The sequence below is a fragment of the Bacillus sp. SIMBA_074 genome (assembly GCF_046534555.1).
Taxonomy (GTDB): Bacteria; Bacillota; Bacilli; order Bacillales; family Bacillaceae_G; genus Bacillus_A; species Bacillus_A mycoides.
Genome location: NZ_JAWRYM010000900.1, coordinates 1 through 252 on the forward strand (window position 1 = coordinate 1; position 252 = coordinate 252).

Genomic DNA, 252 nt, shown 5'->3' on the forward strand with positions numbered 1-252 from the left:
CGGAAACAATCAATGGGTATGCTCAAACGGCTGCTGTGAAGGAAAAGGCGCAGCTCAAGTCTGGGAGGGGCCACCAGATTCCAGAAGGCTTATGGAGAAATCCATAAGTTTTTTCGTTTTGGATGGTCTATATCCGGTCATTCACTTTTTCACTCGCTTCCTCGAAACCTATGCGTTAGATGCCATCGGACACCATTTCTGAGCTTACATCCATGTAGTAAATAGCCACACGTATCTGCCTGTAGATATCAT

General features: G+C 45.6%; 1 protein-coding gene. It reads left to right on the forward strand.

Annotation, left to right across the window (positions count from 1 at the left end; genetic code table 11):
- A partial coding sequence (locus tag SB773_RS33360; RefSeq protein WP_410594734.1) for a hypothetical protein occupies positions 1-202 on the forward strand: 202 nt, incomplete at its 5' end.
- Positions 203-252 lie beyond the last annotated feature (50 nt).